At 63.6% G+C, this 20555-nt stretch carries 21 protein-coding genes and 1 pseudogene; 10 read left to right on the top strand and 12 right to left on the bottom strand.

All coding sequences use genetic code 11. From position 1 onward, the window contains the following. A partial coding sequence (locus tag VK804_RS06830; RefSeq protein WP_325369200.1) for an efflux RND transporter permease subunit occupies positions 1 to 912 on the bottom strand: 912 nt, incomplete at its 3' end. Positions 913 to 1063: 151 nt separating this feature from the next. Then, positions 1064 to 2170: an efflux RND transporter periplasmic adaptor subunit gene (locus tag VK804_RS06835; RefSeq protein WP_325369202.1), complete on the bottom strand. Its 1107-nt coding sequence runs from the start codon at positions 2168 to 2170 to the stop codon at positions 1064 to 1066. 457 nt (positions 2171 to 2627) lie between these two features. On the opposite strand from VK804_RS06835, the gene VK804_RS06840 reads away from it, so the two are divergent. From VK804_RS06840 to VK804_RS06855, 4 genes are all read left to right on the top strand, one after another. Then, a complete protein-coding gene (locus tag VK804_RS06840) occupies positions 2628 to 4142 on the top strand; it encodes a DUF4173 domain-containing protein (RefSeq protein ID WP_325369204.1) in 1515 nt (504 codons plus the stop codon). 5 nt (positions 4143 to 4147) lie between these two features. Next, positions 4148 to 4846, top strand: a complete 699-nt coding sequence (locus VK804_RS06845) for a response regulator transcription factor (protein ID WP_325369206.1) — start codon at positions 4148 to 4150, stop codon at positions 4844 to 4846. Beyond that, on the top strand, positions 4843 to 6456 hold the full coding sequence (locus VK804_RS06850; protein WP_325369208.1) for a HAMP domain-containing sensor histidine kinase: 1614 nt from the start codon (positions 4843 to 4845) through the stop codon (positions 6454 to 6456). Before VK804_RS06845 ends, VK804_RS06850 begins: the two co-directional genes overlap by 4 nt. Before the next feature lie 147 nt (positions 6457 to 6603). Beyond that, positions 6604 to 6987 (top strand): DUF2809 domain-containing protein, encoded by a 384-nt coding sequence (locus VK804_RS06855; protein ID WP_414642730.1) that lies wholly within the window; start codon positions 6604 to 6606, stop codon positions 6985 to 6987. 7 nt (positions 6988 to 6994) lie between these two features. On the opposite strand, the gene VK804_RS06860 is transcribed toward VK804_RS06855, so the two are convergent. The 7 genes from VK804_RS06860 to VK804_RS06890 all read right to left on the bottom strand — a co-directional run bounded on the left by VK804_RS06860 (position 6995) and on the right by VK804_RS06890 (position 12574). Continuing rightward, complete coding sequence (locus tag VK804_RS06860) at positions 6995 to 8158, bottom strand: winged helix-turn-helix domain-containing protein (protein WP_325369212.1); 1164 nt, start codon at positions 8156 to 8158, stop codon at positions 6995 to 6997. Positions 8159 to 8200: 42 nt separating this feature from the next. Continuing rightward, complete coding sequence (locus tag VK804_RS06865; RefSeq protein WP_325369214.1) at positions 8201 to 9283, bottom strand: WD40/YVTN/BNR-like repeat-containing protein; 1083 nt, start codon at positions 9281 to 9283, stop codon at positions 8201 to 8203. A gap of 78 nt (positions 9284 to 9361) precedes the next feature. Continuing rightward, positions 9362 to 9595, bottom strand: coding sequence for a hypothetical protein (locus VK804_RS06870; protein ID WP_325369216.1), 234 nt, complete (start codon positions 9593 to 9595; stop codon positions 9362 to 9364). Between the two features lie 174 nt (positions 9596 to 9769). Further along, positions 9770 to 10024: a hypothetical protein gene (locus VK804_RS06875; RefSeq protein WP_325369218.1), complete on the bottom strand. Its 255-nt coding sequence runs from the start codon at positions 10022 to 10024 to the stop codon at positions 9770 to 9772. A gap of 253 nt (positions 10025 to 10277) precedes the next feature. Then, the gene (locus tag VK804_RS06880) at positions 10278 to 11678 is read right to left on the bottom strand and encodes a caspase family protein (RefSeq protein WP_325369220.1); all 1401 of its coding nucleotides are present in this window, start codon (positions 11676 to 11678) and stop codon (positions 10278 to 10280) included. 174 nt (positions 11679 to 11852) lie between these two features. Then, the gene (locus VK804_RS06885; protein WP_325369222.1) at positions 11853 to 12191 is read right to left on the bottom strand and encodes a helix-turn-helix transcriptional regulator; all 339 of its coding nucleotides are present in this window, start codon (positions 12189 to 12191) and stop codon (positions 11853 to 11855) included. After that, positions 12188 to 12574, bottom strand: a complete 387-nt coding sequence (locus VK804_RS06890; RefSeq protein ID WP_325369224.1) for a type II toxin-antitoxin system RelE/ParE family toxin — start codon at positions 12572 to 12574, stop codon at positions 12188 to 12190. Before VK804_RS06890 ends, VK804_RS06885 begins: the two co-directional genes overlap by 4 nt. A 145-nt stretch (positions 12575 to 12719) precedes the next feature. Between VK804_RS06890 and VK804_RS06895 the strand changes: the two genes are divergently transcribed. The 3 genes from VK804_RS06895 (at position 12720) to VK804_RS06905 (ending at position 14311) form a co-directional block, all read left to right on the top strand. Next, complete coding sequence (locus tag VK804_RS06895; RefSeq protein ID WP_325369226.1) at positions 12720 to 13358, top strand: OmpA family protein; 639 nt, start codon at positions 12720 to 12722, stop codon at positions 13356 to 13358. A 132-nt stretch (positions 13359 to 13490) separates the two neighbouring features. After that, complete coding sequence (locus VK804_RS06900) at positions 13491 to 13814, top strand: hypothetical protein (RefSeq protein WP_325369228.1); 324 nt, start codon at positions 13491 to 13493, stop codon at positions 13812 to 13814. A gap of 140 nt (positions 13815 to 13954) precedes the next feature. After that, positions 13955 to 14311, top strand: a complete 357-nt coding sequence (locus VK804_RS06905) for a hypothetical protein (protein ID WP_325369230.1) — start codon at positions 13955 to 13957, stop codon at positions 14309 to 14311. A 33-nt stretch (positions 14312 to 14344) separates the two neighbouring features. On the opposite strand, the gene VK804_RS06910 is transcribed toward VK804_RS06905, so the two are convergent. After that, positions 14345 to 15607 (bottom strand): phospholipid carrier-dependent glycosyltransferase, encoded by a 1263-nt coding sequence (locus tag VK804_RS06910; RefSeq protein ID WP_325369232.1) that lies wholly within the window; start codon positions 15605 to 15607, stop codon positions 14345 to 14347. 283 nt (positions 15608 to 15890) lie between these two features. Between VK804_RS06910 and VK804_RS06915 the strand changes: the two genes are divergently transcribed. Continuing rightward, positions 15891 to 16610, top strand: coding sequence for a FecR family protein (locus VK804_RS06915; protein ID WP_325369235.1), 720 nt, complete (start codon positions 15891 to 15893; stop codon positions 16608 to 16610). A gap of 209 nt (positions 16611 to 16819) precedes the next feature. Further along, a pseudogene (locus VK804_RS06920) lies at positions 16820 to 17839 on the top strand (hypothetical protein); the annotation flags it as partial. A 9-nt stretch (positions 17840 to 17848) separates the two neighbouring features. Here the strand turns inward: VK804_RS06920 and VK804_RS06925 are convergent. Further along, the gene (locus VK804_RS06925) at positions 17849 to 18424 is read right to left on the bottom strand and encodes a TetR/AcrR family transcriptional regulator (protein WP_325369237.1); all 576 of its coding nucleotides are present in this window, start codon (positions 18422 to 18424) and stop codon (positions 17849 to 17851) included. Positions 18425 to 18548: 124 nt separating this feature from the next. Between VK804_RS06925 and VK804_RS06930 the strand changes: the two genes are divergently transcribed. After that, the gene (locus VK804_RS06930) at positions 18549 to 20042 is read left to right on the top strand and encodes an MATE family efflux transporter (RefSeq protein ID WP_325369239.1); all 1494 of its coding nucleotides are present in this window, start codon (positions 18549 to 18551) and stop codon (positions 20040 to 20042) included. Here the strand turns inward: VK804_RS06930 and VK804_RS06935 are convergent. Then, positions 20027 to 20506, bottom strand: a complete 480-nt coding sequence (locus VK804_RS06935; RefSeq protein ID WP_325369241.1) for a VOC family protein — start codon at positions 20504 to 20506, stop codon at positions 20027 to 20029. The two genes, VK804_RS06930 and VK804_RS06935, sit on opposite strands and share 16 nt — an antisense overlap. Positions 20507 to 20555 lie beyond the last annotated feature (49 nt).

A 20555-nucleotide genomic window follows, 5' to 3' on the forward strand; every position in this document is an offset into this window, starting at 1 on the left:
TGCGACGTCCTTGCCCAATTCCAGAATATTCGCGCCCTTGGCGGTGACTACGCCGATGCCGAGCGCGGGCTTGCCTTCCTGACGCACCACGAAGCTGGGCGGATCGATATAACCGTGGCTGACGGTGGCGATGTCGCCTAAGCGAAACACCCGGCCATTACTTTCGACCGGCGTCTCCGCGACGGCCTTGACGCCATCGAGCGCGCCGGTGACGCGCAGCGGCACGCGCTGCGCGGACGTTTCCACCGTGCCGGTCTGTACGATGTTGTTCTGCTTGGCGAGGGAATCGAACAGCGCTTGTGGCGTGATGCCCAGCGTCGCCAGCTTGGCGTGCGGAAATTCAACGTAAATCTTTTCGTCCTGCGTGCCGTAGAGATCGACCTTGGTGACCCCAGGCACTTTCAGCAGCCGCTGGCGCATGCCTTCGGCGGCCTTCTTCAACTGCGCGTAGTCGGCGCCGTCGCCGGTCATCATATAGAGAATGGAATCGACATCGGAGAATTCGTCGTTGACAAAGGGGCCGAGCAGACCCGCCGGCAGCTGCGGCTGCACGTCGGCGAGCTTCTTGCGCAACAGGTAAAACAGATAGGGCACTTCCTTCGGCGGCGTCGAATCGCGGAAGGTGACCTGCATCGCGGTAAAGGCCGGCTTCGAATAGGTCTGCACCTTTTCGAAATAGGGCAATTCCTGCAGCTTCTTCTCGATGGGATCGGCGACCTGGGCCTGCATTTCCTGGGCGGTCGCGCCCGGCCAGATCGCCGAGACGTTGACCACCTTCACCGTGAAGAACGGATCCTCGGCGCGGCCGAGCCGCTCATAGGAGAAGAAGCCCGCCGCGCCGAGCGCGATGACCAGGAACAGGATCAGGGCGGGATGGCTGACCGCCCAGGCCGAAAGATTGAAATGTTTCATCGCGCCCTCCTGAGATTACAAAAAGATCGTCATTGCGAGCCAACGGGTCGGCGCGAAGCGCCGCCCGATGACAGGCTCCGCGAAGCAATCCATCGTGCGGCAAAGAAAGTGTGGATTGCTCCGTCGCTTCGCTCCTCGCAATTGACGGGGACTAGAACGACAGTGACGACACGACCCGGACTTTTTGCGCCGGATCGAGCTTCTGCACGCCGAGCGCCACCACCCTGGCGCCTTCGTCGACGCCACCGGTGATGACGACGTCGTTGCTCTCGTAGGATTTCACCGTGACCGGCTTCAGCGCTACCTCGCCCTTGTCGTCGACCACATAGAAGGAGGGATCGCCGCCTTCGCTGAACAGCGCCGACAGCGGCAGCCGCGCCACCCGCGTGGTCGCCGGATCGGCAAGCGTCAGGGTTGCGGTCATGCCGAGCGAGACGTGGTCGCCGGCGTCGGGCAGCGAGAATTTCGCCAGATAAGTGCGCGTGGCGGGATCGGCCGCGGGCGCGATCTCGCGCAGCTTTGCGGCATATTTCTTGTTCGCCTCCGACCACAGCGTCACGCTCGCAGTGCCCTCCTTGGCGCGGCCCAACAAAGTCTCGGGGATCGCGACCACGGCTTCCTTTTCGCCAAAGCGCGCGACGCGGATCGCGGTCTGGCCGGAAGCCACGACCTGGCCGGGCTCGACCAGGGTCGCGGTGACGACGCCGCGGCTGTCGGCAACCAGCGTGGCGTAGGACAAGGAATTTTTGGTGAGTTCGACCGAACGCTGGGCGCGGTTGAGCCGGGCGCGGGCCTCGTCGGCGGTGGCCTTGGCCTGGTCGAGCTGGGCGTCCGTGGTCCAGCCCTTGACGCGCAGATCCTTGGCGCGGGTTTCGGCGGCGGCGGCCTGCTCCAGCACGCCGGTGGAGGCGCGCAATTCCGCCTCGGCCTGCTCGGCCTGCAGCTTCAGGTCGATTTCATCAAGGGTGGCGAGCGGCTGGCCAAGTTCGACGGTCTGGCCGACCTCGACCAGGCGCTTGGCGACCTTGCCCGGGACCCGGAACCCCATGTCGGCCTCGATCCGGGGCCTGATGGTGCCAACAAAGCTGCGCTCGGGGGATTCGGCCTCGTAATGCACCGTGGCGACCAGAACCGGGCGCGACGGGACCAGCTTCTCGGCGACCTTGTCATTGCAGCCAGCCAGCGCCACGACCAGAAGTGCCAGCGATGCACCCACTAAAAGCCTGGAATAGCTCGGCAAAACGGATCGGACGAACATGGTGGCTTCCCTCGTTTAAGCTCAGAGGGACTATCGATTGTCTATTGATGAATGTCAATATTCATCAGTAATCATGATTTCGTGAAGCACGAAGCCGGTTAAGGGGCGTGAATTCCTTCCGACCGGCTCAACCCGAACTGTCGGGAATCATGCCGGTCCAGGATTCCGACCATCGTTCCGGTCGGGCGCTTTTCTGCGCGAAACCTGCACGAAAATCCGCAAATCCTGAACGGCCTGAGCAAACGGGCTGCCAATCGGCCGGGCATGGTTGCGGCCATGGCGAAGATCATCCCCTTTCGATTTCGGCGATCGCGGCTGCCCCGGCGGCTGCTGGCGAAGCGCTGGTGGCTGACACCGCCCGTTCGATCCGTCGTCATCACGCTGCCGAACGCCGGCGCGCCAAAGCCAAAGCCCAAAATCCGTCATCTCACCCTCCTGCACCCCGGAAAGTGAAATCATGTCGATCGCGACCGCCTCCGATTTCGAGATTGCTCCCGTTCCCGCGCGCCTGCTGCTGCTGCCGCTTGCGGCCGCCATAGCCTGCGTCGCGTTGGCCGACTGGCTGTTCTGGGACTGGCAGACCATCGGCGTCTCGCTCGCACTGTTCCTCGGCGCGCTCGGCGTTGTCGCCGTCTTTATCAATGGTGCGCGCGCGCCAAAGAATACTCAAATCGTCATCGGCGCTGCGTTCGTCATCGGCCTGCTGGCCGTGGTCGAGGATTGCAGCGATCTTTCCCGGACGGTAGCCGAGTTGGCAACCGCGCTATTCGTCATCATCATGACCGCCCCTGAAGCATCGTCCTGGCCACGTAACCTGCTCGAAGCCGTGACGCTTCCGTTTCGCGGACCGTTTCAACTGATCGGCGATCTGTTCGGCGCGCTTCGTCGCATGAAAAGCTGGACGCCCAATTGGCTGGGCTCGCTGGTGGCCTGGATCGTTCCGCTTTGCGTTTTCGCGGTTTTCCTGGCGCTGTTCGCACAGGCAAATCCATTGATCGAAAACACCCTGATGCAGATCGACCTGCGCGCCTTCCTCAATCTGTTCAACCTCTGGCGGATCGCATTCTGGCTGATGATGGCCTGCATCACCTGGCCCTTGATCCGGCGGCGTCTGCGACGCAAGCCGGTTCGGGAATCCGAACCGCGCGCCGCCGTCGCCACGCAAACCTCCGATCTCGATTTTCTCCTTGGCACGCGGGCCATGTTGCGCTCGCTGATCCTGTTCAATGCGCTGTTCGCGCTGCAGAGCGGACTCGACCTGACTTATCTCTGGGGCGGCGCCAACCTGCCCGACGGCATGAGCCACGCCCAATATGCCCATCGCGGCGCCTATCCGCTGATCGCCACCGCGCTGCTCGCTGCGGGTTTTGTCCTGATCGCGATGCGGCCGGGCGGGCCGTCGCAACAGTCGAGGCTGATTCGCCCGCTGGTGCTGCTGTGGGTCGGGCAAAACATCCTGCTGGTGATCTCGTCGATCTTCCGGCTCGACCTCTACGTCGCGGCCTACTCGCTGACCTATCTGCGGTTTGCCGCATTCATATGGATGGTCCTGGTCGCCATCGGCCTCGTGCTGATCCTGATCCAGATTGAGCTGAAAAAATCCAATCGCTGGCTATTGTCCGCCAATGCCATTTCACTGGTGCTCGCCCTCTACGCTTGCTGCTTCATCAACCTGCCGTACCTGGTGGCCTCCTACAACGTGCAACATTCACAGGAGATCGCGGGCGCCGGGCCTAAACTCGATCTGTGTTATCTTGGGTCATTGGGTCCGCAGGCCGAGCCTGCGCTCAGGCCGCATCTGAAGCAGATACCGGCACTCGAACACGTGATTAGTAGAGGCAGGAACGCCAACCATCGCCTCGGTTATCACGAAAACTGGCGGGGCTGGGGCTTCCGGACATGGCGCCTGGAGCGATATTTGGCTAACAATCCCTATACCCCGCCTAATCCCGATCAGAGCGGCAAAGGCTAGCGCACGTGGCTCATTCCATTCTCGTCGTCGATGACGACCCCCACATCCGCGACGTCGTGCGCTTCGCGTTCGAGAAGACCGGCATGGCGATTTCGATCGCGCCTGACGGCAAGGAGGCGCTGCGCCAGTTCGACCGCAACGTCCACGACCTCATCGTGCTCGACATCGGCATGCCGGAAATGGATGGCCTCGAAGTCTGCCGGCAGATCAGGAAGACCGCCGATACCCCGATCCTGTTCCTGTCGGCGCGCGACGAGGAGATCGATCGCATCCTCGGGCTCGAGATCGGCGGCGACGACTACGTCACAAAGCCGTTCAGCCCGCGCGAACTGGTGGCGCGCGTCAATGCGATCCTCCGACGCGTGCGGACCCCGCCTGCGCCTTTGGAAAGCAAAGTGCTGAGCCATGGCGGGCTCGCGATCGATGCGGATGCCCGCACCGCGAGTTTCGGCGATACGCCGGTATCGCTGACGGCGCTGGAGTTCTCGATCCTGCGCACGCTGCTGGCGCGGCCCGGATTCGTGTTCACGCGCGAACTGATCCTCGATGCCGCCTATGCCGGCAATATCCACGTCGCCGACCGCACCATCGACAGCCACATCAGGAACATCCGTGCCAAGATGGCGGCCGCCGGCTGCGATTCCGTGATCGAGACCGTTCATGGCGTCGGTTTCAAGCTCGGACGCTGCGAGGCATCGCGTTGATCGACGACGCCAGACCTGTGCCTGCGGCGCTGCGGAAGTGGCGGCCGAGCCTCAGCCTCGTGGTTTTCCTGGTGCTGGCGAGCGTGCTGTCGCTGCCGCTGTTCAGCCTGTATTTCCTGAAAGTCTACCAGAACGAGCTGATCCAGCAGACCGAGTCCGAGCTGATCGCGCAAAGTGCTGCGCTCTCGGCGATGTTCCAGCGCGAGGTGGAGACCGCTATTCCATCGACCGTAGCGTTGGGGACGAAGGTCCCGCCTCCCCCGCAAAAGCCGCCGGACGAACCGTATCAGCCGATCTGGCCGAAACTCGAACTGGCAAACGAGAGCGTGCTGCCGCCGCGGCCGCAAGCCCGCGAGCCGGCCGCGCCGGCGGATCCCGCCTTCACGGCGCTCGGCGCGCGCATGATGCCCGATCTCATCGCAACGCAATACGTGACGCTGGCGGGTTTTCGACTACTCGACCCCAACGGCGTCGTCATCGCCGGCCGCGAGGAAGTCGGGCTGTCGCTGGCGCATCTGGAGGAAGTCGCCGAGGCGCTGCAGGGGCGCTTCAGCGCCGTGTTGCGCGTGCGCATCTCCAAGCATGACCAGCCCTCGCTCTATTCCATGAGCCGGGGCACCGGCATGCGCGTCTTTACCGCGATGCCGGTGATCGCCCGCGGCCAGGTCGCCGGCGTCATCTATGCCTCGCGCACGCCCAGCAACGTCTTCAAGTATCTTTACGAACAGCGCGGCAAGGTCATTCTCGCGATCCTTTCCATGATCGTGCCGACGCTGTTGATCGGGTTTCTGTTTCACCGCACCATCACCGAGCCGATGCGGGAACTGATCGAGCGCACCGGCCCGATCGGCAAGGGCGACCGCGATGCCCTGCGGCCGCTGAAGCGCCGCGGCACGTCGGAATTCGCGCGGCTGTCGCAAAGCTTTCTGGAAATGGCGCGACGGCTGAACACGCGCTCCAGCTTCATTTCGACCTTCGCCACCCATGTGTCGCATGAACTGAAATCGCCGCTGACCTCGATCCAGGGCGCCGCCGAGCTGCTGCGCGACGACGTCGAGGCGCCCTCGATGGACGACGAGGACCGGCGAAAATTTCTCGACAACATCATCGCCGACACCGACCGGCTCACGAAAATCTCGGCTCGCCTGCGCGATCTCGCCCGCGCCGAAAATCCGGTGGCGCTGGGTGCTGCCAAACTGTCAGACACCATCGCCGCCTTGCGTTCGGCATTTCCTTCGCTCGAACTTCGCACCTCCGGTGAACTCGAGACGCCGATGCGGATATCGGAGGAGAATGCTTCCATCATCTTCTCCAATCTCGCCGACAATGCCTTGCGTCATGGCAGCACGGCCCTCGAACTATCCGCCACGCGGCAAGACAACCTGCTGCTGATCACAATAGCCGACAATGGCGAAGGCGTTTCGCCCAACAACCGCACCCAGATCTTCGACAGTTTTTTCACCACCCGGCGCGAGAAGGGCGGCACCGGCATGGGGCTGGCCATCGTCCGCGCCATGCTGGATGCCCATGGCGGGGCGATCCGCCTGCTCGTTTCCGAACGGGGGACGGCGTTCGAGCTGACGATCCCGATCGCGGACGCGCCGTCGTGATGTTGAAGGCGCCGTCAGAATGATTCACTCCTCGTCATGGCCGGGCTCGTCCCGGCCATCCACGTCTTTCTTCCCTAAGTCCAGCAAAGACGTGGATGCCCGGCACAAGGCCGGGCATGACGAGCATCGAGTTCGGAGGCGGCAGTGATCCTCCGTGTCGGCCTTTGCCTATCGATCATCGTCTGCGGACTCGCCTTGCGCCGGTTCGGTCTCGGCCTCGGCTTGCCGTCGTTTGTCGTGAAATATGGCGGCTCGATCCTCTGGGGATCGATGGTCTTCTTTCTCGTGGCGATGGCTGCTTCAAATCGGTCGCGGCCATCGATCGCGCTGATCTCGGCGGCGATCGCCGTGTGCGTAGAGCTGTTCCGGCTCGTCCATGCCCCCTGGCTCGACACTTTCCGGCTGACGCTTGCGGGCGCGCTGCTGCTCGGCCGCATCTTCTCGGTCTGGGACTTGGTCGCCTATGGCGTCGGGATCGTCCTGGCGATCGGGCTCGATCGCTTTGCAAGCTCCGTTCACAAGATTGCGTAGGATGCAATCACTCCCCCAGCTGAAACCGCTCGAACCGGTGCAGCTCTTGCTCGATACGGGGCTTCAATTCCTTGCGCGCGTCGCGCCTGGCGCCGGCGCCGACCCAGCTCCATTTCTGCACCAGCAATTTCCGGTTCTTGCGGTCGGTCTTCAGATCGAGCGCAGCGACGATGTCGCAGCCGGCGAGGACCGGCAACGCGAAATAGCCGAGCACCCGCTTTTCCTTCGGCACGTAAGCCTCGAAGCGATGTTCGTAGTCGAAGATCAGGTGCGTCCGCTTGCGCTGGATGATCAGCGGATCGAACGGGGAGAGGATGTGCACCAGCTCCGAAGCGCCGACATCCGAAACATCCAGCGCTTCCGGCCGCGCCCAGTGCTCCTTAGCTGCGCCTTCCAGCGCGACCGGGACCAGTTCGCCGGCGCGCACCCTCGCCTCGATCAGCCGGCTGACCTGCGCCTTGCTCGGCGCGTCGAGATGACAGATCGAATCGAGGCTGACGACGCCTTGCGCGCGCAAGCTCCGGTCGAGCAGATAGGCGGTGGTCTCGCGCGGCGAAGCGCCCTTCGGCTGATGGCCCCAGCCGAAATGCCGCGTCATCAGCTCGTAGGTCTTCAGCATGCCGCTGCGTTCGGAGATCGTAGCTATACCCTGGTAGAACAACAGCTGCAGCGCCCGCTTCGACGGCTTGCGGCTCGCCCATAGATGCTCCTTGTCGACCAGCACGTCGTCGTCGATGTCGCGGATGGTCAGCGCGCCGTCGCGGCGCAGCAGCCGCATCACCTTGCGCAGGTCGGCCGGTTTGACCGACGAGAGCCATTTGTGGCCCTCCCGCCGATGGCGCTTCATGGCGGGAATGAAGAACCGCAAATCCCGCGTCGGCACGTAGGACAACGCATGGGTCCAGTATTCGAATACGCTTCTGTCGATGCTCTGGGCCTGGCGCAGGTCGGCGCGGCGGTATTCGGGAATCCGGTTCCACAGAATATGATGGTGGCTGCGCTCGATGACGTTGATGGTGTCGATCTGGACATAGCCGAGATGTTCGACGGCTGCCGCCACAGCCTCCGGCCCCGCGCCGAACGGCGCCCGCGTGTCGAGGCGCTGGGCGCGCAGCCAGAGGCGCCTGGCCGCGGCCTTGGTCAGGGGATGTGAAATCTTCGGGCGGGACATCGCGCAGCAATGTAGCGGGATTCGCCCGTCCTGCCAGACCCGTCAGTGTGCCACGGGCGGAAGCTCGAGCTTGTAGATGTCCTTGCCGATGGCAAAGGCGGAGATGCCGCCATCGCGGCGTTGCACGAACCTGATCTTGTTGGTGGAAAGGCCCATGGCTTGCGCAGACCAGGTTTTGCCGCCGTCTGTCGTGCCGTAGCCGCCGGTCGAGCCGCCGACAAAGCCCCGCGCCTCGTCGATGAAGGCGATGCCATAGGGTATCCAGTCCCTGTCATGGCTGACGGTGAGGCGGTGCCAATGCTCGCCGCCATCTTCGGTCTTCACGACGTAGCCGCGCGCCTCGCCGGCCGGGGCCTGATAGCTGATGATGGTGGCGTAGCCGACCTTCGCGCTCGGGAAGGCCAGCTTCCAGTTGACGTCGCCGGCACGATCGCTGTCGAACACCGCGCGCCACGACCGGCCGCCATCCGACGTCTTCAGGATCCGCGCATGCGCCTTGTCTTCTTCGGCAGCACTTGCGCCGGCGATGAATCCGGTATTGGCATCGACAAAATGAATGTCGAGGATCATGCCGGTCAGGCGGCTCATGTCCCTGGCACGAAAGCTCTCGCCGCCGTCGAAGGATTCGAGCATGCCGGCCGGACCGCCGACCCGGCCCCCGGCGCGCACCGCCGCTACCTTGCCGTCGAGTTTGAGCACGTCGATCGCGCACACGCCGGTGATCTGGGCGCCTTGCGCCAGCCTGACCGCCGCCCAGTGCACCCCGCCGTCATGGCTCACGTAAAGCGGCTGCCGGTCGGTCACGCCTGGAAAATAGCCGGAGCCGACATTGCCGAGAAAGCCGGTATTTTCGTCGACGAATTCCAGCGCCCGCACATAGGTGCCTTGCTTGGTCCAGATCAAGGTCCAGGCCTCGCCGCCGTCATCGGTGCGATAGACGCGCCCCTCGCCGTTGCCGTACCAGCCGGTCAGGGCGTCGGCAAAGGCAATAGCATCCTGCTTGTTGTTCAGCGTGTAGGGCTCGGACGGCAGTTTCACCCAGCCGTCGCCCGCCATGGCTGGGGCTGCGAGCGCGAGCGTCAGTCCGATCGTCAGAATCGTCCGGTGCAGCCGGCGCGCCATCATGGGAACTTTCCGTCGCCGGTCTGCAGAAAGGCCGCACCGCCTCATCGGCGGCGCGGCGGTCTTCGGTCGCAGCCTTCGCTATTTCATCATGCTCATCTTCTGCGCCTTCATGTAGTGCATGCAGGCGCTGCGCGACTTGCCTTTGCTCATGTCCGTGTTGGCCATGGCCATTTCCTTGTTTCCGGGCGATTCGCCGGGGGGCATCATCATGGCGGATTTCATCATGTTGGCAGACGTGCATGCCATCATGGCCGCCGAAGCGGGTGACAGGGCCAAGGCCGAAAGCAGCGCAGCAGCGATCAATATCCTCATATGAACCTCGCTTCAGAGATGAAGCCAGCGGAATGCTGGCTATCGAGATACGTATTTTCTACCCGCCGCGTTTCAGCAGGAAGAAAATTTTGCATGTTGCAGCGCAATGAGAAGTCCCGCGTCAAGCGGGACAAGCGGAGCAGCCCGGCTTCGTGCGCGTCATGCGACGAAGACTCAGTGCTTCGGCTGCACGCCGATACTGCCGGTCGCGATGTCGGGCTCGCACGAGGCCTTGCCGCGTTCGGCGGCCTGGCATTTGTAGACGTTGCCGGTGAGACGGTCGATCAGCCACACATTATCGTCGTTCGGACTGTCCATGCCGATGAACCGCGTGCCGACCGCCGTGATCAGCGTCGACAACAGGATTGCGGCTGCGATGATGACAGCCCCGATCAAAATCGGTACCGAGCTTCCCTGGCGATCCGGCATAATCGCGCGATATCCCTGATACTCGCCGTATCTTTTCGGTGACTGAAACAAGGCCCTGACGCTTCGCTGTCTTTTGTTTTTCTTTTGTTTTGTACGCAAGCGTTTTCCTAGACGTGCATCTGGCCGATTTGTTGTTCGCACCCCGGCGCTGGCGCGACGGCTTTGCGACCTCTGCAAAGCCGGCACGAAAAAGGCGGCCCACAGGGACCGCCTTGATTTGAGAAGTTCCATCGGTCTTCTCGAAGAGTGACTTTCACCTCCGTCCGAACAGTCCGCCCATCATGCCGCCGAAGAACGCGCCCGGTCCGCCGCCGCGATAGTGACGACCACCGCCGCCTCCGCCGCCATAATGGCGGGAGTGGCGTGTCGACTCATCGTCGCCGTCGTCGGTCGAGGCAACCTTCGTGGCGGCGATTTCGGACTGCAGCGCCTTGAACTGCAGCGCGTTGAGGAAGCCGGACTTCGGATAGCCGCGCGCCGCCTGCCAGCGCGTGATCACGGCGCGGGTCTGCTCGTCGAACTTGCCGTTGACGCGGGTGTCGAAACCAACAGCGGTGAGGCGGCGCTGCACGTCGCGGCGCTGGCCCTTGTCGAGGCCGATCTGGTCCTCGCTGGTCTGGTCGGCGTCCTGGGTGAAGGTCGCCGGATCGATGCCGGTGGTCAGGTTGCGGGTTTGGGTCGAGGGGCCGTCCTGCAGCGAGGCGATGCGGGCCAGCGCCAGCGACTTGAAGGTGCCGTTCGGATAGTTGGTCAGGTAGGCGTTGAGTTCTTCCGGCTTGTTGGAGTCCTTGATCGAGCGCCAGAACTCGAGCTCGACTTCGGAAGCCGGGCTCGCGGTGACGGCCGGCGTATTCGGCGCCTCGGCCTTCTGCTCCGCCGCGCCCGCGACCGGATTGAGATAGACCGAACCGATCAGGTCGGTGTGGCCCCATGGCAATTGGTTCTTGTTGGTCTCTTCGTTGACCTGGGCGCGCACCCTGGTCATGGCCTGCTGGATCTCGACGCCGGGGGCGGCGATGTTGGCCAGCAGCGCGCGGGTGAACGGGCTGTTGGTGCCGGCCTCGCCGTCGAGCGCGGTCTGGCCGGGGCCGGTGGCGAACGCGATCAGCGTGCCCTCGCCGGATTTCATGTCGACAAGGCCAGACTCCACCGAGAGGCTGCGGGTCGCCTTGACGGAACGGAGCTTCGCCGCAAAGGGGTTATCGCGGCAGGCGTCGAGGAACACCAGCTTGACCTTGGCGTCGGCCATGGTCTGCTCCAGCGTCAGGTCGACGTTGATGGCGGCGCCCAGTTTGACGTCCATCTCGGATTTGAGATCGGCGTCGACCGGCAGCAGGTAGTTGGTGCCGTTCACGGCGATGCCGTGGCCGGCATAGAAGAACAGCGCGACGTCGGCGCCCTCGGCCCGCTTGCCGAAGTCCAAGAGCTTTTCCGTCATCTTGTCGCGGGTGAGATTGGTGCCCTCCACCACATCGAAACCGACATTGCGCAGCAGCGCCGCCATCGACTTGGCATCGACCGCCGGGTTGGGAAGCGGCGCCACGTTCCTGTAGGCGCCGTTGCCGACCACGAAGGCGACGCGCTTCTCGGCAAGGGCCGCGTTGCCGCTGACCAGAAATGCTGCGACTGACAGTGCTGCGATCCAGAAGCGCATGATCCATTCTCCCCTGCTCTAAGCGTCGAACTGGTTGGCCATGGGCCGAACCGTTGAGGACAATGTGCTCCAGTGTGCGCGGGCGTACTGTGATCCACGTCACTTTGAGCCGGAGAGCGATCGAACCGGGTCACGTCGGGCGGCGACGGGGCCGAAATGAGGGCCAGTTGCTCGTTACGCCGCATCAGACTTGAAGGTAATGCGTCCGGGCGTTCCCGCCTTGCGGTTCGGCTTCATGACAATCTCGATATCCTGCTCGAATGCGGTGAGCATTTTCATCAGGCGTTCCACTGAATAGTCGTCGAAATCGCCACGCAGGAGGAGCGAAAGGTCGGGCTGATGAATGCCTATCAGCTTGGCAGCCTTAACCTGCGTAAGTCCGCGCTGTTTGATAAGGCGATGCAGTTCGCTCACAATATTGGCCTTTAACAGCCGTTCTTCAGGATTGGGCAAGCCAAGGTCGGCAAACACGTTGCCGCTTCCTGTGTAAACGTCAATTTTGCGTTTTGTCATGGCTTGCGACCTTCATTTTCGGTGCTCTCACGGTAGTGCAATTGTGCATCGCGCAGGCGCGATCTAACGAGCTCGATTTCTTGCAAAGGTGTAGCAATTCCCTTCTTGGCCTTCTTCTGAAACGCGTGAAGCACGTAGACCACTCCGGCGAAACGCACCGTATAGACCGCTCGGTATGTGTTGCCGTCAAAATCATCGACCAGTTCCAGAATAGAACGTCCGCCGAATCCCTTCAGCGCCTTGGCGGAGGCGGGTTCTTCGCCCTCCTGCACCTCGAACAGGGCGTAACCCAAACGGTTCTGCACCTTGGCCGGGAATTGCTTGATGTCCTTGCGGCTGGAACCGACAAAGAAACATGGCTTCGGTTCGGGACGTTTACGCACACCTCAATATAGGGATATCCCTATATTGCGTCAAATCCTGACCGCACGTTGAGGGGGCGTGACCCAAATCACATTCGCCGCTTCGAACCTGGCCTATCCTGCCAGCATCAAATGCTTATCAGGCGTCACAACGAGGACCACGACAATGACCAGCTCTCTCAGACTTTCCGCGCTCAAGGCGATTACGCTCACTGCCGCGCTGTCGATGACGGCGGGGATTGCCATTGCCGGCGACAACACCGTCCCGGCGGACCAGATCATCCATGCGCTGCAGCCGAAGCCGCTGACGCGTGGCCTGTCGACCGAACAAGTCGATCCCGCGATCAAGGCCAAGGAAATCGGCTTCCTTGCCACGGTTCGCAACCGCAAGACCCGGTCGCTCTCGCTCGGCGAGCGTGAGGAAATCGCGGAGATCGCGTCCACCAAGCCGAAAATCGATCTCAATATCCAGTTCGAATACAATTCGGCCGAGATCAGCCAGACCTCGATGTCGTCCGTCCAGGAGCTGGGCAAGGCGCTCTCCAATTCCAGCCTCAAGGGTTCGACCATCGTGGTCGCCGGCCACACCGATGCGGTCGGCGGCGAAGGCTACAACCAGGACCTCTCCGAGCGCCGCGCCGATACCATCAAGCGCTACCTCGTCGACAGGTATGGCATCAATGGCACCGACCTCGTCACCGTCGGTTATGGCAAAACCAAGCCGATCGATCCGAACGCGCCGATGGACCCGCGCAACCGCCGCGTCCAGGTCGTCAACATGGACACCAAGACCGCGTCGAAGTGACGGTAGCCGTGTTCGTCCGCCTGCCCTGAGCGGCAGGCGGACATACGAAAAATCCAGGTTCGGAACAGCCGGTCATCGGCGGCCGGCCCACCGAAACACCTGACATCAAACCTGTCGACATAGGGGACTCCCATGAAGAAGATCATCCTTGCCGCGGCGCTTCTCACCATCGGCGCGTCGGCTCATGCCGGTACCTATTCCTACGAAGGCGTCACCGTTCACGTCCAGGACGGCTGCATGTCGTCCTCATGCGTGGCGGTCTACGCGCCCGGCTACGGCTCCTATAATGGCGGCCGTTCGGCGAAAATCCACAAGGCGCACAAGGACGGCGCGCGCGTTGCTTCCGCCAAGAAGGAAGACGCCGCCCCGGCTCCGGTCACCGCGGCTCCGGCCACAGATGCGACCCCGGCCAAGGCTCCGGAGGCTGCACCCGCCGATGTTGCGCCGGCCAAGTAACAACCGTCATTCCGGGACGCGCGTGAAACGCGTGAGCCCGGAACCCCATCACCACGACGGGGCGTATGGATTTTGGGGACCGCGCGTTGCAGCGTATCCCGAAAATGATACTCTCCCATCAGCATCCAGGGATGATTGAGATGAAAACCCATTTCACCGGCCTCGCCATCGCCACTTTGCTGGTCGTCGCTCCAGCTTTCGCGAGTCTTGCAGAAGACGCCCCCGCGGCAGCGACGCCGCCGGCGGCGGCCGCTCCCCAGACCGAGCCGGCGCCCGCGAGCGTGCCGCGTCCATCGATCGTGCCGAAGACGGCAGAGCCTGCACCGCCGGCCGCCGATGCCGAGCCGGCGCCGCGCCATCGGCGCTACGCCCATCGCCACTGGCACCGCTACGGCTATTACCGCACCGCCTATTGGGAGCCGTTTCCGATCTTCTGGCCCCATTTCTATCACAACCGGGTCCACTGGAGCCGGGTACCCTGGCTGTTCCGTTTCTGACGGTGACGCCGTCGACGGCCGCGCGTTGTCTGGTCATATCCAGTTCTGGAAAAGCATCAGCCGATTGAACGTCTCCATCGACGTCCCGACGAAGGCGGCCGAGATCGGCAGCATCGCGGCGAAGCCCGCGAACGCGACGGCAACGAAGGCCCACAACAGCCAGCGCGGGCTGCTGCCGCGCCGGAGCGCATAGACCAGCGCAAGGCTCGCGAGCGTGGCCGCAGGCAGATAGTAATAAAGAAATCCGAGGGTACGGGGCAGCAGCGCCCAGGCAAGCCAGGTCCCGAAATAGAACGCCACGATCAGGAAAGCGTCGGCGCGGCGCGCCATGATGAAGTCGCGCAGGCAGACGGCGAGCGCCACCAGCGCCGCCCACAGCACCACGGGGTTGCCGAGGAACACGATCGCCGCGATCCGGTCGTCGCCGACCTTGTCGAACAGGAACCAGACCGGCCGCGCCAATAGCGGCCAGGACGGCCACGAACTCATATAGGTGTGGCCGGCGATCGCGGTCGTGGTGTTGTCGGCAAAGATGCGGCGCTGCGCCTCGACCAGATCCCAGAACGACAATCCATAGAGCGGGACGAAGCTCGACAGATAAACCAGCGCCGGTATCAGGACGAAGCAGACGGCGAAACCAAGCATGCCGAAATCCGGCCATAGCCCCGGCCGGTACCAATCATCGGCGCTGCCGTCGGCGAATTCCGTGCGCCAGCTTTGCAGCAGGCGGACCGCGCCGATGATGACGATGCAGACGGCCAGCGGGAACAGGCCGCTCCATTTGCAGGCGGCCGCAAGACCGAACGCTGCCCCCGCAAGCGCGAAGTGGAGATGCGGCCTTAGCCGGCGGAAACCGTGCATGAAGGCCGCGATCCCGAACAGCCCGAAGGCGAGTGCGAAAATATCCAGCATCGCGATCCGCGACTGCACGAACACCATCTGGTTGAAGAAGGCGAGCAGCGCTACGGCCAAGGCCGGCTGTTGGCCCTCGAACAGCGCCAGGCCGCAGAGATACATCGCGACGATCGCGAGCGCCCCGAACAGCGTGCCCGGATAGCGCCAGCCCAGCGCATTATCCCCGAAGAAGCGGATCGACAGCGCGATCAGCTGCTTCGCCAGCGGCGGATGCATCGGATTGAGCATCGGCTGTGGCAGCACCGGCTCCAGCATCTGACGCGCGGCCGGCACATAATGCACCTCGTCGAAAACAAATTTCTCCGGCGTCGTCACCCCGACCAGCAGCGCGAAATGCGCGGCGAAAAATATGATGATGGCGACAATAGGGCTTTTGGTCATGGAATTCTTGCTTTGGAAATTTTTCTTGAGAATTCTTACCGGAATCGGCTTTGGGAATCTTTCAAAGACGAAGGTGTTTCAAGCGCTGTCTTCACGGATAGATGGCGTATGAGAACCCGGTCAAGTGCAGGCTGTCGAAAAATATCTTGTCCGTCGTGTTGAACGCGTTTCGATCTCGCGGTCACTAACCATTCGGCTAGTAACGCGTCGCTTGTGATAAATCTGCAACATCACATGCGCGCGTGATCCGGTACGATGTCGGGATAAATCGATCGGGATTGAAATGCACGTGCGTCATGTTCTCTTCGTCTCCGCGCTTTGCTTCGCGGCGGGGCTTGCGGTCGATCCCGCGCACGCGCAGGTCCGTGTCGGCGAAGCAGCCGTGATCCAGAACGAAGTCGTTCGTGTCACCGGATCGGCATCGAGCCAGATCAATGTCGGCGACGGCGTGCTGCGCGACGAAGTCGTGCGCACCGGGCAGGACAGCGCGGCGCGGCTGGTGATGGCCGACAGCACCAACCTCTCGCTCGGCCCCAGTGCGACCATCAAGCTCGACCGTACCGTGTTCGACGACGAGCACAGCTACCGCGAGATCGCGATTCGGCTGACGACCGGCGCATTCCGCTTCGTCACCGGCCATTCGGAAAAGGCCGCCTACAAGATCACCACGCCGCTGGCGACGATCGGCGTCCGCGGCACGGTGCTCGACGTCCTGTCGCTGCGCGGCCGCACCACCGTGGTGCTGCAGGAAGGCGCCTCACGGGTCTGCGCGACCGGCGGCCCATGCATCGAGCTGACGCAGCCGGGCGACACCGCGATCATCACCTCGACCGGCGGCAGGACCACGATCCAGAAGACCAACAATTCGCCATGGACCTTCGCTGCGAACTGCGCGGCGCTGGCGGGACTTTGCACCGTTACCGATCTTGCCGACGCCAGGCCCACGGTGACGCCGCCGGTCGATGACGGCAGCGACCCCACCGGCATGCTGTGCGGGCGCTGACGATGGCACGATTTGCACGCAGCGTCGTCGTTTCGGCCGCACTCACCGCGGGAATTTCGCTGGCGCTGATGCAGGGGCAAACCGTTCCCGCCTTCGCAGCCGAGGCGACCATTACAAATTCAGAAATCTGCAACTCGGACCACCCGTGCCCGACCTCCAGCCCTTCGCCATCGCCCTCTCCGACATCATCGGCAAGCCCGACGCCATCGCCTTCGCCGACATCGTCGCCAAGCCCGACGCCATCGCCAAGCCCGACGGCGTCGCCAAGTCCGTCCCCAAGTCCTTCGCCCAGTCCTTCGCCGTCGCCGAGCCCGACTCCCACCCCGACGCCGACCGGCGCCGGGTCCAGCGGGGCATCGATCGGCAACCTCGCCAACGCGCGCTTCAACCAGATGATCACCAACCGGGTGCTCGGCACGGTGCTGCTCGGCGTCAACGAACAGATCAATTGCAGCGACTGCATCAGCGCGTTCGGTTCGGCGGGATCGTTCTCGGCCGGCATTCACGGCCGCAAGGAAATCACGCCCAATTTGTCGTTCCTGGCCGGCATCGCCTACACCCAGTTCAGCGAAACCGGCTACAGCGTCACCAGCGCGCCGATCGGCGCATTCGCGCTGCGCTACGATTTCGTCGATTGGGGGACGTCGCGGCCGTTTTTCGACGTCGGCGCCATCCTGACGCCGTTCGAGAAGGTCCGCTACAGCCGCAGCTACCTGACGAGCCTGGGGCCGGTCGCGCTGACGAGTTCGACCGACAGCAGCGATTACGGCGTGTACGGCCGGGCGGGCTGGATCCGCCGGCTTTCGCCGCGCGACGAGGTCGCGGCCTCCGTCGAGATCTGGCAGTTGTGGCAGCGGGTCGACGGTTACACCGATCCGAATGCGGCGTTCAATCCGTTCGACGCCTCGATCGCGTCGGGCACCGACCGCACCAATCTGGTCAAGCTTGGCGGGCAGTGGACGCATCTGTTCGGCTCCAGCGTCGAGGGCAACATCAACGGCGGCTATGTGCAGTCGTTCGCCAGCCATTCCGGCATCGTCGCAACCGTCACCGGCGACGGCATCGTCGTGCCGACCATGGGCAACCAGGGCTGGTTCGAATATGGCGGCCGGCTCGGCTTCCGCATCACCAAGGGCTGGGTCGCCGACCTGTTCCTCAACGGCACGCTGGGCCCGCAACCGGTCGGCAACACCATTCACGGCGGCGTGGGACTGCGGATCAATTATTAGGCGGCCGCGTCATCGCTCGCCGGCCAGGGTGAGCGCCGCGGTCACGCCGCCTTCCAGGATTTCGTCCGACAACCGCCTGTCGTTGACGGCGCGCGCGAGCTGAAGCGTGCCCACCATCATGCCGTAGATCGCGACCGCCTTGCGGCGACGTCCGGCGGCCGAACGATCGCGGATTTGCGCGGCGAGCAGCGCGATGATTTCCGATATCTTTGCCGTGAACGCATCGCGCGTCTTGTTCGGATGGCGCGCGATCTCCGCGACCAAGGCGGCGGTCGGACAACCGCGGCCGGCACCGTCGCGGTGGCGTGCGGAAAGATAGTCGCGGATCACAGCTTCCAGCCCGGCGCCCGACTCCAGCGCCGTGCGAAGCGCGCCCTCGCGGCGGCTCAGCGCGTTGCGAAGCACCGCCTGCACCAGATCTTCCTTGGAATCGAAATGGGCGTAGAAGGCGCCATTGGTCAGGCCGGCGCCGCTCATGATGCCGGCAAGGCCCACCGCCGCGACGCCGTTTTCGCGGAATTGGCCGGAGGCCACATCGATGATGTGCTGGCGGGTCGTATCCTTGTGTCCTTTTTGGTAGCGCATTTTGCCTTCCTGTCGCGTCCCGGCGCATAGCTCCCACGCAACCCCGAGGCGGGTCGCCCATTGCATTATGGTCATAATAATGCATTATGATTGTAATTCAATATAAATCGCCGCGGACCAGAACATGAACATGCAATTGAAACGGGCGGCTATCTCGCCCGCGGCACGGGCGATCGCTGCGACGGCCGCGGAACATCGCACCAGGTCCGCCGCCGAGCCATCGAGCGAAACGCGCACGCTATCGCACGCCGATGCCGCCCGCGCGGCGCTCCTGACCGGCCCCATCCTCGCTACCCTGCTGAAACTGGCGTTGCCGACCATGACGGTGCTGCTGGCGCAGACCGCGGTCAACATCGCGGAAGCCTATTATGTCGGCTTCCTCGGCACCGATGCGCTGGCGGGCGTCGCGATGGTTTTTCCCGTCTTCATGCTGATGACGATGATGTCGAATGGCGGCCTCGGCAGCGGCGTTGCCTCGGCCGTGGCGCGCGCGGTCGGCGCCGGCCGCAGGGACGACGCCGACGCACTGGTCTTCCACGCCATCATCCTTGCCGTCATCGTCGGCGCGCTGTTTTCGATCGGCACCATTTGGGGCGGACCGATATTGTACCGCGCCCTCGGCGGCCGCGACGAGGCGCTCGATGCCGCGTTGAAATATTCCAATTACCTGTTCGCCGGCGCGATCCCGGTGTGGATCGTCAACCTGCAGGCGGCCGCATTGCGCGGCTCGGGCAATGTCAGGGTGCCCGCCATGGTAACGCTGGTCGGCGCGCTGGTGCTGATCCCGGCCTCGCCGATCCTGATCTTCGGTCTAGGACCTGTTCCGCGCCTTGGCATCGGCGGCGCCGGAATAGCGTTCGCGGTCTATTATGGCGCGGCGATGCTGGTGTTGCTGCGCTACATGGCCTCGGGCCGCGCCGGGCTGACGTTCCGGATCGTGCCGCTGCGCGGAAACCTGTTCGGCGACATCCTCAAGGTCGGCATTCCCACCGCCATCAACACCGTGCTGACCAACCTGACCGTGATTCTCGTCACCGGCGCGGTCGGCCTGTTCGGCACCGGCGCGCTCGCGGCCTACGGCATCGCCTCGCGGCTCGACTATGTCATGATCCCGCTATTGTTCGGCGTCAGCACGTCGGTGCTGACCATGGTTGGCGTCAACATCGGCGCTGGAGATGTGGCCCGCGCCCGGAAGATCGGCTGGACCGGCGGGCTGGTCGGACTGGCGTTGACGGGCAGCATCGGTTTGGCCGTGGCGGCGTTTCCGCTGCTCTGGCTGCGTCTGTTCAGCCATGATCCGGATGTGCTGCGCGAAGGCGCGACTTATCTGCGGATCGTGGCGCCCGCCTATGGCGCGCTGGGATTTGGTTTTGTGGTCGCCTTTGCCGCGCAGGGCGCGGGCCATGTGTTCTGGCCGTTCGTCGCCTCCGCGGCGCGCATCGTTGTCGCGGCAGGCCTCGGCTGGATCGCGGTCGGCACTTTCGGCGCGGGCATGACGGGGCTATCGGCGCTGGTGGCCGCCTCGCTTATCGCCTATGCCGCGCTCTGCCTGATCGTCATGCTGTCATCAGCGGTCTGGCGCGCTGAGCGCGATGGCCCGTTTCAGGCGCCCTCATAGGCCCGCCTGAGGCCCTCGATGTCGATCTTGACCATGCCCAGCAAGGCCTGCATGGCCCGTTGCGCGCCGGCGCCGTCCGCGCCGCCGAGATATTTCGGCAGCGCCGTCGGCACGATCTGCCAATAGACGCCGAAGCGATCCCTGAGCCAGCCGCAGCCCTCGGCCTGCCCGCCATTGGCGGTCAGCGCATCCCAGAGACGATCGACCTCGGCCTGGTCGGCGCAATCGATCTTGAACGAGACCGCATGGGTGTACTCAAACCGCATGCCGCCGTTGAGCGCCATGAAACGCTGGCCGGCGAGGGTGAATTCCACCACCAGCACGGTGCCGGCCTTGCCGCTGCGACTGTCGACCGGGTTCCTCTGCACCTTTTCGATCCGCGAATCCGGCAGCAGCGAAACGTAGAAGTTGGCCGCCTCCTCGGCTTCGCCGCCGAACCACAGGCAGGGGGAGATTTTGGACATGGGTGGGTTCCCTTTATGAGCGATCGGCCGGAGGACGAATGGGGCCAGG

The organism is Bradyrhizobium sp., from assembly GCF_035484855.1.
Taxonomy (GTDB): domain Bacteria; phylum Pseudomonadota; class Alphaproteobacteria; order Rhizobiales; family Xanthobacteraceae; genus Bradyrhizobium.